Raw genomic sequence first — 13276 nt, forward strand, 5'->3', positions numbered from 1 at the left:
ACTTTTGGTGCTCGGAAAACCTGTACAAAAATTCGCTAGACATGTAATGCCCATTACATAAATACTCGTTTAACGGATTGTGAAACGAATTCGACACCCCATCCAGCAGGAGCCCGGATGCCCCCTCTCAGAGACCTGATCACCGATCCCGGCCTGGACCTGACGCCATCGGAGCGTAAAGTCGTTCGCGCCCTGCTCGATCAGTATCCGCGCAATGGTCTCGGGCCTATGGCGCGGCTGGCCGAACATGCCGGCGTCAGCGATCCGACCATCGTGCGTCTGGTGAAAAAGCTCGGTTTCGGCGGTTATGCCGAATTCCAGGAAGCCCTGCTGAGCGACATGGACCATCGCCTGCGTTCACCGCGCACGCTGTTGCAGCCGCGCTCGCAGCAGAACAAGGACGATGCCTGGGCGCATTACCTGGCGGACAGCCAGCGCTTGCTGATCGACACCCAAGCCCTGACCCAGCCTGAAGATGTGCGCATCCTCGTGGAATGGCTGCTCGACAGCCGCCATCAGGTCTACTGTTTCGGTGGCCGCTTCAGCATTCTGCTGGCCAATTACCTGCTCAACCACTTGCGTCTGCTGCGTCCCGGCTGCTTCGCCCTGGAAGATAACGCCCTGCTGCCCGACCGTTTGTACGATCTGCAACGTCAGGACGTGGTGCTGGTGTTCGACTACCGGCGCTACCAGACCCAAGCTTTGCGCGTTGCGCAGGCGGCGAAAAACAACAACGCGCGAGTGGTGTTGTTCACCGATGTCTACGCCTCGCCGCTGCGCGAATTGGCCGACCTGATCATCAGCGCGCCAGTGGAATCGGCGTCGCCGTTCGACACCATGGTACCGGCGCTGGCGCAGGTCGAGGCGTTGATTGCCTGCCTGACCTTGCGCGTGCCGGACCCGGCCGATCGCCTGGAAGGCATCGATGCCCTGCGCAACGATTTTGCGACTCACCTGCTGGAGGACAAATAAGGATGTTCAGCCTTCCCCACCGCTCGCCTCGGGATCTGCCGTTTGCGACCGACCACACCGCTTTGCTGCTGGTGGACATGCAGCGCGCCTGGCTCGAACCGCAATTCGACCCACACCTGAGCGAGCCGGATGCCGAGTATTTTCTCCAGCGCACGCGCAGCCAAGTGGTGCCCAACCAACAGCGTCTGCTGGGCGCCTTTCGTCAGGTGCAGCAGAACGTGCTGCACACGATTATCGAAAGCCTGACCGCCGACGGTCGCGACCGCTCGCTGGATCACAAACTGTCGGACATGCACCTGCCCAAGGGCAGCGTGCAAGCTGAGGTCATCGCTGAGCTGACCCCGACCGAAAACGAAATCGTGCTGCCGAAGACCTCCTCCGGGGTGTTCAACTCGACCAACATCGATTACGTGCTGCGCAATCTGCAGACCCGCCATCTGATCATCGCCGGCATTGTCACCGACCAATGCGTCGACATGGCCGTGCGCGATGCCGCCGACCGCGGCTATCTGGTCACGCTGGTGGAGGACGCCTGCGCCACTTACACAGCTGAACGCCATCACGCCTGCCTCAACGCGATCAAGGGTTATTGCTGGATCACCGACACCGACACTGTGCTCGGGCGTTTACAGGAGATGCAGCCATGAGCCCGCGCCTGACGCCTTTACCGATGACCACGCTGGTGACAACCGATCTGATCGGCATCACCCGGGGCCGCTCGTTTCCCAGCGATGAGCTGGAGCACTACCAGGCAGCGGGTTGCGGCTGGGTCCCGGCCAACAGCGCGTTGACGCCGCAAGACATCATCGCTTCGAGCAATCCCTGGGGCGCGTATGGCGACCTGCGGCTGATTCCCGATCTGAGCAGCCGCGTCACTGTCGGCAGCGGTCCGGATGCCAATGCGCCGGTGCTGGATTTCATTCACGCCGACATTCGTGAGACCGACGGCCAGGCATGGGGCGCCTGCCCGCGCACATTGCTGCGCGATGAAATCGAGCGCTATCACGATGAGTTGGGGTTGCAAGTCAACGCCGCCTTCGAACATGAATTCAACCTGCACGCAGGTATTGCCGAACACGCGGCGTTCTCTCTCGAAGCGCAGCGTCAGGGCGCCGAATTCGGCGGCTGGCTGCTCAGCGCCCTGCGCGCCGGCGGCGTCGAGCCGGAAATGTTTCTGCCGGAATACGGCAAGCACCAATACGAAATCACCTGTCGACCGACTCTTGGCGTAGCCGCAGCGGATCGCGCAATCAACGTGCGCGAAATCACCCGGGAAATCGCCCGGCAAATGGGCCTGGATCTGAGTTTTGCGCCGAAGACCGCCGCCGAGGCGGTGTGCAACGGTGTCCATCTGCACGTCAGCCTGCTCGATCTGGCCGGCCAGCCGATGCTCTACGACGCTGGCACCAGCAACGGCCTGTCGAGCATCGGTCAGCACTGGGCTGCCGGAGTCCTGCATTTTCTCCCGGCGCTGTGCGCATTCACCGCGCCGACGCCGCTGTCCTACCAGCGTTTGCAGCCGCACCACTGGAGCGCGTCGTACGCCTGCTTGGGGCAGCAGAACCGTGAAGCGGCGCTGCGCATCTGCCCGACTGTGACCTTGGGCGGCAAGTCCGCCGCGCAGCAGTTCAACCTGGAATTCCGCGCCATGGACGCTACCGCCTCGCCGCATCTGGCCATGGCTGCGCTGCTAATTGCCGGGCGACTGGGCATCGAACAGCGTCTGGCGCTGAACGCGGTTACCGATGAAATTCCCGATTCACTCAACGACGAACAACGCAAGGCCCGGGGCATCGTCGCCCTGCCCGCCTCGCTGGCCCAGGCGCTGGATTGCCTGCGTGACAGTGCAGCCTTCAACGAATGGCTGCCCAAGCCGTTGCTCGACACTTATTACGCCCTGAAAACCGAGGAACTGGCGCTGACGGAACAGCTCTCGCCCGCTGACCTGTGTGAGCACTATGCACGCCTGTACTGAATCCGCCGAGCTTGGGTTGTACACCCGCCCGGTCTACAACCTGAGCCGCGAGGACTCGACGAACCCGTTGATCCTGGTGTGCGAACACGCCAGTCGCTACATCCCCGACGCCCTGAACAATCTGGGCCTGGACGAGGCGGCCGCGCGCGAACATATCGCTTGGGACATCGGTGCGCTGCAACTGGCCGAACAGTTGTCGGAACAACTCGGCGCCACGTTGCTCAGCGCCAATTATTCACGGCTGCTGATCGACCTCAACCGCCCGCGCCATGCGCCGGACAGCATCCCGCTGCAGAGCGAGATCTACCCGATACCTGGCAATCGCGAGCTGGATGAGGCGACCCGCGAGTACCGGCGCCAGACGTTGTTCAAACCGTTTCACGCGCGCTTGCAGACCTTGATCGACGAGCGCATTGCCAAAGGTCTGCCGGTGCGGGTGGTCGGTGTTCACAGTTTCACCCCGGTGTATTACGGCCAGCCGCGACCACTGGAAGTTGGCGTGTTGTTCGGCCAGGCCCAGGACTATGCTCAGCGCCTGCTCGACGGGCTGCAAGCGCACCCGCTGAAAGTCGCGGGCAACCAGCCGTACAAAATTGACCCGCTGGGCGACATGACCGTGCCCGTGCACGGTGATGCCAGGGGCCTTGAGGCAGTGCTGATCGAGGTGCGCAATGATCTGCTGCGCAGTCCCGAAGCGGTTTCGCGCTGGGCAGGTTACCTCGCACCTTTGCTGTAAACGATGGACCGATAAAACATAAACCGACCGATGGCTGACAAGGAGTTGCGCTTCATGGAAATTGAAGAATTCGGCTACAAGCAAGAGTTGAAACGTAGCCTGACGCTGACCGATCTGGTGGTGTACGGGATGATCTTCATGATCCCCATCGCCCCGTTCGGTGTGTATGGCTACGTCAACGCCGAAGCACCGGGGATGGTGCCGCTGGCGTACATCATCGGCATGGTGGCAATGCTGTTCACCGCGCTGAGTTACGGCAGCATGGCCAAGGCCTTTCCGATTGCCGGCTCCGTATATTCCTACGCCCAGCGCGGCCTCAATCAACATGTCGGTTTCATCGCTGGCTGGCTGATGCTGCTCGATTACCTGCTGATTCCACCGCTGCTGTACCTGTATTCGGCGATGGCGCTCAACCATTTGTACCCGGACATTCCCAAGGTCGGCTTCATCCTGGCGTTTCTGGTCAGCGCGACGTTCGTCAACCTGCGCGGCATCACCTTCACCGCGCGGATGAACATGCTGTTCCTGCTGGCACAACTGGTGGTGCTGGGCATCTTCCTGTTCTACGCCTGGAACGCCCTGCACAACGGTGGCGGTAACGGTGAGCTGACGCTGGCGCCGCTGTATCACCCGCAAACCTTCAACTTCGCCCTGCTGATGCAAGCCGTGTCGATCGCCGTGCTGTCGTTCCTCGGCTTCGACGCGATCTCCACCCTCGCCGAAGAAATCAAGGAAGATCCGGGCCGCAGTGTCGGCAAGGCAGCGCTGATCACTCTGGCAGTGATGGGCACGATTTTCGTCGTACAGACGTGGATTGCCACCGATCTGGCGGCGGGCATGGGCTTCAAATCCGCCGACACCGCGTTCTATGAAATCGCTGAAATCGCCGCCGGCAGCTGGCTGGCGACCCTGACCGCCGTCGCCACGGCGCTGGCCTGGGGCGTAGCGGTGGCGATCACCTCGCAGGCCGCCGTCTCGCGTCTGCTGTTCGGCATGGCCCGCGACGGCAAGCTGCCGAAGGTGCTGGCCAAGGTCCACCCGAAACACAACACGCCGTACCTGAGCATTTATCTGGTGGCGGTGTTGTCGCTGCTGATCTGCTACCTGTTCATCGACGCGGTCGACATTCTCACCTCACTGATCAACTTCGGCGCCCTCAGCGGTTTCATGCTGCTGCACCTGACGGTGATCAACCACTACTGGCGTCGGCAGAAGTCGCGGCAGTTTGTGCGCCATCTGCTCTGCCCGGTGATCGGCTTCGTCATCGTTGCCGCCATCATGTACAACATGGGCGTCGATGCGCAGAAACTCGGCCTGATCTGGATTGCCCTGGGCCTGGTGTACCTGTTCTTCCTCAACAAGCTCGGCGCCAGCACAGCGCTGCCCGATCCGAGCAAAGGCTGACAAGAAAAAGAGCGGCGTCTGACAACAAATCAGGCGACCGCCGATTCAACGCGTGGAAACCGACAGTGATAGTCAGGTTCGGCGAATGGGCCGAACCTTTTGATACAGGAGTACATCCATGCTGGTCTTACGCCCAGTCGAGCAGAATGATCTGCCCCAGCTACAGCGCCTGGCCCGCGAGAGCCTGATCGGCGTGACCTCGCTGCCGGATGACAGCGAACACCTGCGCGAGAAAATCGCCGCGTCGTGCGCGTCCTTCGATAGCGCCGCCACAGCCCAGGGGCCGGAAAACTATTTCTTTGTGCTGGAAGATCTCGAACGCCGGCAATTGGTCGGCTGCTCGGAAATCCTCGCCACCGCCGGCTTCAAGGAGCCGTTCTACAGCCTGCGCAACCGCCATTTCACCAGTGCTTCGCGGGAATTGAACATCGAGCACGGCGTACCGGCGTTGTCGCTGTGCCATGACCTCAGCGGGCATACCTTGCTGCGCGGTTTCCACATTGACGCCGCGTTGGTGCGCACGCCGTTTTCTGAACTGCTGTCGCGGGCGCGCCTGCTGTTCATTGCTGCGCATGCACAGCGGTTCTCCGAGGCGGTGATCACCGAAATCGTCGGCTATAGCGACGAGCAGGGTCATTCGCCATTCTGGGATGCGCTGGGCAAGCATTTCTTCGACCTGCCCTACGCCGAAGCCGAGCGTCTGTGCGGTTTGCAGAGCCGCACGTTCCTTGCCGAACTGATGCCGCAATACCCGATCTACGTGCCGATGCTGCCGCCAGCGGCGCAGGACTGCATCGGCCGCGTGCACCCGGACGGCCAGGAAGCCTTCGACATCCTCGCGCGGGAAGGCTTCGAAACCAACAGCTACATCGACCTGTTCGACGCCGGCCCGACCCTGTATGCGCGCACCGCGAACATTCGCTCGATCGCCGACAGCCAGACCGCCAGCGTCCGCCAACAAGCATCGACCGACGCCCGTGGCCGTTACCTGCTGAGCAACGACGCCCTGCATGACTACCGCGCGATGGTCACCGAACTCGACTATCACCCCGGTCAGCCGCTGTCCCTGACACCCGCCATCTGCGCGGCGCTGAAGGTCAGCGATGGCAGCTCGATACGGCTGGTCGCTCTGTGAGCCGCGTTAGCCATCCGCGCCTGAATCGGTCCGCCAAAGGAGTTGGAGCATGATTGTCCGTCCGGTAAAAGTCAGCGACCTGCCTGCCTTGATGACCCTCGTCGAACAGGCAGGGCCAGGTTTCACCACCCTTCCTGCCAACGAGGACCGCCTCGCACATCGAGTGCGTTGGGCACAGCGCGCATTCGCCGAACAGGTGGAACGCGCCGATGCCGATTACCTGTTTGTCCTCGAGGATGATGAGCAGCGCGTGGTCGGTGTCAGCGCGATGGCCGGCGCCGTTGGCCTGCGCGAGCCCTGGTACAACTACCGGCTCGGCGTCACCGTCAGTTCGGCACCGGACCTGGGCATTCAGCGGCAGATCCCGACATTGTTCCTCAACAATGAACTGACCGGCCAATCGGAGCTGTGCTCGCTGTTCCTGCGCCATGACCAGCGCAACGGCAGCAATGGCCGCCTGTTGTCGCTGGGTCGCTTGCTGTTCGTCGCTGAATTTCCGCACCTGTTTGGCGAGAAGATGATCGCCGAACTGCGCGGCAGTGCCGATGAAAACGGTTGCTCGCCGTTCTGGGACAGCCTCGGCCGGCACTTTTTCCAGATGGATTTCACCCACGCCGATCACTTGTCCGGCCTGGGCAACAAAGCCTTTATCGCCGAACTGATGCCGCGCCAGCCGCTGTACACCTGCCTGCTCACCGAACAGGCGCAGGCGGCGATCGGCCAGACGCATCCGAACACTCAACCAGCGTTGAAAATTCTTCAAGCTGAAGGCTTTGCGCACAAAGGCTACATCGACATTTTCGACGGTGGCCCGGTTATCGAAGCGCCGATCCGCAGCATCCGCACGGTACGCGACAGCCTCGAACTGACCCTGAGCCTCGGCACCCCCGACGAGCAGGCGCCGCTGTGGCTGATTCACAACCGCCGGCTGGAAAACTGCCGCATCACCGCGGCCCACGGTCGACTGGTGGGCAACAGCCTGGTGGTTGATCGTCTCACCGCCAAGCGCCTGCAACTTCAGCCGGGAAATTCGGTGCGCGCGGTGCTCCTGCCCCATCAACAGCAACATGCCGTGGCGGCCTGATATTTCCGGCACGGGAGATTAAACCTTTCAGCCGCCAGTCCTGCCGCGCAAATTCGTCATGATTCTTGACCCATTCGCGTGATAGCCTTTTCATTCTTCGGCGTTGACACCTTTGCTCAAGCCTTTCCATTCCTTATGTATTGGTGGAACTCGTATGACCAGGCTTTCCCATCAAGATTTGCGCCGCAATTTCCGTCAGCTGCTGGCCTCCGACACCTGCTACCACACCGCTTCGGTGTTCGACCCGATGTCGGCCCGCATCGCCGCTGACCTGGGTTTTGAAGTAGGTATCCTCGGCGGTTCCGTGGCCTCGCTGCAGGTGCTTGGCGCACCGGACTTCGCCCTGATAACCCTCAGCGAATTCGCCGAACAGGCCACGCGCATCGGTCGCGTCGCCCAATTGCCAGTGATCGCCGACGCCGATCACGGCTACGGTAACGCTCTTAACGTGATGCGCACCATCGTCGAACTGGAACGCGCCGGCGTCGCTGCACTGACCATCGAAGACACCCTGCTGCCCGCGCAATTCGGGCGCAAATCCACCGACCTGATCACCGTGGCCGAAGGCGTCGGCAAGATCCGCGCGGCGCTGGAAGCCCGGGTCGATACGGAAATGGCGATCATCGCCCGCACCAATGCCGGCATTCTGCCGAACCAGGAAATCATCAGCCGCACCCGCCAATATCAGGCGGCGGGCGCTGACGGTATCTGCATGGTCGGCGTGCAGGACTTCGATCAACTGGAACAAATCGCCGAGCACCTGACCGTGCCGCTGATGCTGGTCACCTACGGCAACCCGGCGCTGCGCGACGACAAACGCCTCGCCGAACTGGGCGTGCGCGTGACCATCGACGGCCACGGCGCCTACTTCGCCGCGATCAAGGCCACCTACGACAGCCTGCGCGAACAGCGACAGATCTTCACCCAGGCCGCCGATTTGAGCGCGACCGAGTTGACCCACACCTATACCCAGCCGGAGGAATACATCCTCTGGGCCAAGGAATACATGAGCGTCAAGGAGTGACGCATACGCTGCACCGGCCCCTTCGCGAGCAGGCTCGCTCCCACAGTTGAAATGCACTCCCCTGTGGGAGCGAGCCTGCTCGCGATAGCAACAGCCGCTACACCGCTAAACCGGCGTCTTGTAAGCCTCTTCCCGCTGCGCCGCCCGCGCCTGAATCACATTCAGAATCGCGCAACCCTCGCGCATCAGCAGATGAACCGCGCTGGTCACCCGCGTCAGATCACAATCGGAGATGCCCTTGAGGTTGAGGCTGGCGAAAGTGTCAGCCAGATCACGCACGACCACAAACCGGTGCATCGCACAGGCGGCCATGTCGCTGAGTTCAGTGTGGGTATTGATGAAGAGCACCGGGGATTCGGCGTCGTAGGTGTCGATGGGGAGATAGCGCGGCATTACTTGGTCGGTCATAAAGTTCACTCCAAAGAGGGGTCTGGTGCTGTATTCGACCGGCCAAGATCGTCGCAGAGTTATCTGCGAACGGAGACTATAAAAGTCGCGCCCAACGGCCGCAACCAGAGCTTCTGTCGGACTTTTCGGTATTTTTTGTACGCCGCCCTCGACTTCCACACTTCCCACAAAAAGCCCCTCACCCTAGCCCTCTCCCAGAGGGAGAGGGGACTGATTGGGGGATGCTCGGGAGCTACTAATGATCGTTCCCACGCTCCGCGTGGGAATGCAGCCCGGGACGCTCTGCGTCCCACACAAAGCCGAACGCGGAGCGTCCGTTGAGGCATTCCCACGCAGAGCGTGGGAACGATCGCTCCTTCACCGCGGCTTCGCCAACTCCATGATCATCCGCGACAACAAGTAAATCCGCGGTGCCACACTCGCCACTTCGGCATATTCCTCAGGCGTGTGAATATTGCCGCCGACAATGCCGAAGCCATCCAGCGTCGGCGTTCCTACGCCTGCGGACAAACTGGCATCCGCCGCGCCGCCGCTGCCCTCCTCGGTGAGCTTGCGGCCAATTTCGCCGTAAATGCCTTGGGCCATGGCCATCAAGCGATCCGACTCAGCGGTCTGCGGCATCGGCGGCAATCCGCGCTGCAAGGAGGTTTTCACTTCGGTATCGGCAATCAACTTGTCCTGCGATACCCGCGCCAGATCCTTCTCGATGCGATCAAATTCCTCCGGCACTGCCGCGCGCACATCCGCCTTGGCCGTGGCCTGATCAGGAATCACGTTGGTGCGATCGCCGGCCTTGAGCACGGTGAAGTTGATGGTGGTTTTCTTCGCTTCATCGCCGAGCTTGCCCAGTTGCAGAATCTGATGCGCCGCTTCCATCGCCGCGTTCCGTCCAAGCTCTGGCGCGACGCCGGCGTGGGCGGCCTTGCCTTTGACTTCGACCAGCGCCGTCGCACTGCCCTTGCGCCACACCACCAGGCCATCGGCCGGGCGGCCCGGTTCGAGGTTGAGGGTGACGTCGTGCTGTTTGGCGGTTTTCTTGATCAGGTCGGTGGCGACGTCCGAGCCGGTTTCTTCGCTGGCGTCCAGCAGGAAAGTGATCTGCGCGTAGTCTTTGAAGTCGAGGTTCTTCAGCACTTTAAGCGCGTAGATGCCGGCGACGATGCCGCCCTTGTCGTCCATCACCCCCGGCCCGTAGGCACGCCCGTCCTTGATGTGGAATGGCCGCTCGGCCGCGGAGCCTTCCTTGAACACCGTGTCCATGTGCGCCATCAGCAGGATTTTCGCCTTGCCGGTGCCTTTGAGCGTGGCCAGCACGTGGTTGGATTTTTCCGGGGTGTTTGGCACCAGTTCGATAGTTGCGCCGAGTTTTTTCAGCTCATCGATGGCGATCTCGCTGACCTGTTTCAGGCCCGGTTCATAACCTGAACCGGAGTCGATATTGACCAGCCGTTCCAGTAACTTCAGGGCTTCGGGCTGATACTGCTCGGCATCGGCGAGCACTTGTTTATGCGGTTCGGCGAAAGCGCTTACGGCCGAGAACGCGAGGGACAGACCGAGACTGGCAGCCAGCAGTGAGCGGGGAAATGAGAACGTCATGAAGCAGTCCTTGTTTCGTGTCGGGGGACTTCAACCGTAACCGACATCGGCGCGAGGCTCTATAGCGGATGCGACACTGATCTAACCGACAACACATACCCCGGTGGGAGCGAGCCTGCTCGCGAAGGCGTCGTGGCAAACGATATTGATACCGCCTGACCCAGCGCTTTCGCGAGCAGGCTCGCTCCCACAGGTATCAGCTCGCCCGTTAGACCGAATCCAGCAGCGCCTGCCTCGGCTTGTTGTCGCTGTTGCAGATCACCCGATTGCGCCCACTGGCCTTGGCTTCGTACAACGCCTGATCGGCCTCATCCAGCCAACGCGTGGCGTCGGCATGGCTCGGGTCGTAGGCGGCCAGACCAATGCTCAGACTGACCTTCAACGCCGGGTTCTGCTCGTAGCCCATCACCGCGAAGCGCTCGCGCAAGGCTTCCATGGCCTGAGCGGCATTGAACAGCGGCAGCTCCGGCAGGATCACGCAGAACTCATCTCCGCCATAGCGCCCGGCCACATCCGTGGCGCGCAGATTCTGTTTGAGCAGTTTGCTCAACTGGCGCAGGACGATATCGCCGGCGACGTGGCCGTAGGTGTCATTGATCGCCTTGAAGTGATCGATGTCGATCAAGGCAATCGCCGCGCCCTGCTGCTGGCGTTTGCAGCGCTGGAACGCGAGGTTCAGTTGATCCTTCCACGCGCCGTGATTGAGCAGGCCGGTCAGGCTGTCGGTGCGACTCAACGCCAACAGCTCACGCTTGTGCCGACCGAGGGTCGAGGCCTGACGAAAGCAGATCCAGCCCAGCGCCAGCGGATACAGCAACAGCAATGGCAAACAGGCGTAGAGCTGCAGCGGCGTTGTTGGCGGGATGAACGCCGGCGCAAACACCACCAGCCCGACGCCGATGCCCAATAGCTGCGCCGCCGTGCCCGCCAGCAAAAACCGCCCGCCACCGATGGCGACGTTGTTCATTGCCATCATCGAAATCGTGGTTGCGCTGGGCAGCGGATTGAACTGCATGGCGGCGACCCAGAAGCCGCCCATGAATGCGTCGATCAGCAAATTGCGGTGTTCGGCGCGAAACGGCACGCTCGAGCGGCGCGCCCATTGAAACGCCAGATGCGGCCAGATCAGGCCATTGAACAGCATCAGGCCCCACACCCACAGCGGCGGATCGAGGGCATACATCGCCACGCTGACACACATCAGCCCGAGCAGCAGCCCGAACACCCGCGACCTGTAAAGCCTCCTGGCCAGTGAAAGTCCCTTTCCTCGCGTATTTCCCATAAGGGCCTCGACCGCGCGATGCATGGTTACATCCCGACAAGGATGTGTCCGGAGTCTATCAGGGCGCCGTTAAATAGCCATCACCGGCCAGCGGCCTGAATAGAGCGCTATCAGCGCCGCACGCGCGGCCCAGAGTTGGCTATAAATGAAAGAGGGGAAATGGAAAAACAACTATAAAAAGGGGGCACATGCATACCTACGCTGTGTTGATCATCGGCAGCGGTTTCGGCGGCCAGTGCGCGGCGGTCAACCTGCTCAAGGCCGGAATCGACGATTTTCGCATTCTCGAGCGACGCGACTTCTTCGGTGGTACCTGGTGCCAGAACACCTACCCCGGCGCAGCAGTGGACGTGCCGTCGCCGCTGTATTCGCTGTCATTCGCACCCTACCGCTGGTCGCAGATGTTCGCCGAACAGGCAGAACTGCGGCGCTACACCGAACAGGTAATCGAGCAGTTCGGTTTACGCGAGCGCGTGGAACTAGGGGCCGATGTCGAGCGCGTCGAATGGGACGAAGCGGAAAAGCGTTGGTTGGTGCACACCCGCGCCCGAGGTACTTTCCGAACCCAATTCCTGATCAATGCTTCCGGGCCGTTGAGTCAGCCGGTCATCCCCCACTTTCCCGGGATGGATCGCTTTCAAGGCAAGACTTTTCATACAAATAACTGGGACCACAGCTACGACTATCGCGGTAAACGCGTGGCGATCGTCGGCAGCGGTGCCAGCGCAGCCCAAGTGATCCCGGCGATTGCACCCCAGGTCGAACATCTGCATGTGTTCCAACGCACGCCGCATTGGGTGCTGCCGCGTGCCGATCGCAAATTCGGCCGTTTCCAGCGCTGGCTGCTTGGCCTGAAGCCGGCGTACAAGCTGCTGCGCTGGCTGATTTACTGGCAATTCGAAACCCGGGTGATCGCCTTCAAATACTCGAGACCGGCGATTCATCTGGTCCAGCGACATGCGCTGCGGTTCCTCAAGCGTCAGGTTCCAGACCCGGTACTGCGGCAGAAACTCACCCCGGACTTCACCATCGGCTGCAAACGCGTTTTGGTCTCCAGCACGTACTACCCGGCGCTGAGCCGCGCCAACGTCACGTTGCACAGTCGCGAGCACGGCATCGCTTCGATCGACGATAGCGGGATCAACACCGTGGACGGCGAGCATCTCGATGTTGATCTGATCGTTTGGTCCACCGGTTACGACGCCACCGACGGGGTGATTTCCTACCCGGTCAGCGGCAAAAACGCGGTGCAACTCAGAGATGTCTGGGCCGAATACCCGCGCGCCTACCTCGGCACCAGCCTGCCGGACTTCCCCAACCTGTTCATCGTCACCGGGCCGAACACCGGCATTGGCCACACTTCGGCGCTGTTCATCATCGAATCGCAGATGAACTACATCCTCGACTGCATCCGCACCGTACGGGCCAAAGGCTTGCGCAGCATCGAAGTGCGCCGTGACGCAGAACGTACCTACACTGCAATGATCCACCGGGAAATGCAGCGCACGGTGTGGAAGTCCGGTGGTTGCCACAGTTGGTACCAGAGCAAGAGCGGTCATGTGATCGCGATGTTTCCCGGCTTCAGTTTCAGCTATCACCTGCTGACCCGGGCGCTGAAACCGGCCGACCATATTTTGTCCTGAACACGTAAAAGGAAGAC

The 13276-nt window shown here is 61.3% G+C and carries 12 protein-coding genes; 9 read left to right on the forward strand and 3 right to left on the reverse strand.

Translation table 11 applies throughout. The features are described 5' to 3' along the window. Nucleotides 1–117 precede the first annotated feature (117 nt). The 8 genes from JWU58_RS16810 (at nt 118) to JWU58_RS16845 (ending at nt 8330) form a co-directional block, all read left to right on the forward strand. A complete protein-coding gene (locus JWU58_RS16810) occupies nt 118–972 on the forward strand; it encodes a MurR/RpiR family transcriptional regulator (protein WP_056784613.1) in 855 nt (284 codons plus the stop codon). Nucleotides 973–974: 2 nt separating this feature from the next. Continuing rightward, nucleotides 975–1619 (forward strand): cysteine hydrolase family protein, encoded by a 645-nt coding sequence (locus tag JWU58_RS16815; RefSeq protein ID WP_206420579.1) that lies wholly within the window; start codon nt 975–977, stop codon nt 1617–1619. Then, nucleotides 1616–2947 carry a type I glutamate--ammonia ligase gene (locus JWU58_RS16820; RefSeq protein WP_122746967.1) on the forward strand — a complete coding sequence of 444 codons (1332 nt, stop codon included), beginning with the start codon at nt 1616–1618 and terminating at the stop codon, nt 2945–2947. Before JWU58_RS16815 ends, JWU58_RS16820 begins: the two co-directional genes overlap by 4 nt. Next, on the forward strand, nt 2931–3683 hold the full coding sequence (locus JWU58_RS16825; protein ID WP_206422201.1) for an N-formylglutamate amidohydrolase: 753 nt from the start codon (nt 2931–2933) through the stop codon (nt 3681–3683). The genes JWU58_RS16820 and JWU58_RS16825 overlap by 17 nt, the downstream gene beginning before the upstream one ends. 54 nt (nt 3684–3737) lie before the next feature. Further along, on the forward strand, nt 3738–5087 hold the full coding sequence (locus JWU58_RS16830) for an APC family permease (RefSeq protein ID WP_206420580.1): 1350 nt from the start codon (nt 3738–3740) through the stop codon (nt 5085–5087). A 118-nt stretch (nt 5088–5205) separates the two neighbouring features. After that, the gene (locus JWU58_RS16835) at nt 5206–6222 is read left to right on the forward strand and encodes an arginine N-succinyltransferase (protein ID WP_024012472.1); all 1017 of its coding nucleotides are present in this window, start codon (nt 5206–5208) and stop codon (nt 6220–6222) included. 49 nt (nt 6223–6271) lie between these two features. Continuing rightward, on the forward strand, nt 6272–7306 hold the full coding sequence (gene astA, locus JWU58_RS16840; protein ID WP_016774124.1) for an arginine N-succinyltransferase: 1035 nt from the start codon (nt 6272–6274) through the stop codon (nt 7304–7306). Between the two features lie 154 nt (nt 7307–7460). Further along, nucleotides 7461–8330, forward strand: a complete 870-nt coding sequence (locus JWU58_RS16845; RefSeq protein ID WP_024012471.1) for an isocitrate lyase/PEP mutase family protein — start codon at nt 7461–7463, stop codon at nt 8328–8330. Between the two features lie 105 nt (nt 8331–8435). On the opposite strand, the gene JWU58_RS16850 is transcribed toward JWU58_RS16845, so the two are convergent. The 3 genes from JWU58_RS16850 to JWU58_RS16860 form a co-directional block, all read right to left on the reverse strand. Beyond that, on the reverse strand, nt 8436–8738 hold the full coding sequence (locus tag JWU58_RS16850; protein ID WP_024012470.1) for a hypothetical protein: 303 nt from the start codon (nt 8736–8738) through the stop codon (nt 8436–8438). Between the two features lie 357 nt (nt 8739–9095). Next, nucleotides 9096–10334 carry a M20/M25/M40 family metallo-hydrolase gene (locus tag JWU58_RS16855; RefSeq protein WP_123441712.1) on the reverse strand — a complete coding sequence of 413 codons (1239 nt, stop codon included), beginning with the start codon at nt 10332–10334 and terminating at the stop codon, nt 9096–9098. A 208-nt stretch (nt 10335–10542) separates the two neighbouring features. Beyond that, complete coding sequence (locus JWU58_RS16860; protein WP_130889035.1) at nt 10543–11616, reverse strand: diguanylate cyclase; 1074 nt, start codon at nt 11614–11616, stop codon at nt 10543–10545. Nucleotides 11617–11804: 188 nt separating this feature from the next. Between JWU58_RS16860 and JWU58_RS16865 the strand changes: the two genes are divergently transcribed. Beyond that, a complete protein-coding gene (locus JWU58_RS16865) occupies nt 11805–13259 on the forward strand; it encodes a flavin-containing monooxygenase (RefSeq protein WP_206420581.1) in 1455 nt (484 codons plus the stop codon). Nucleotides 13260–13276 lie beyond the last annotated feature (17 nt).

The sequence above is a fragment of the Pseudomonas atacamensis genome (genome assembly GCF_017167965.1).
GTDB lineage: Bacteria > Pseudomonadota > Gammaproteobacteria > Pseudomonadales > Pseudomonadaceae > Aquipseudomonas > Aquipseudomonas atacamensis.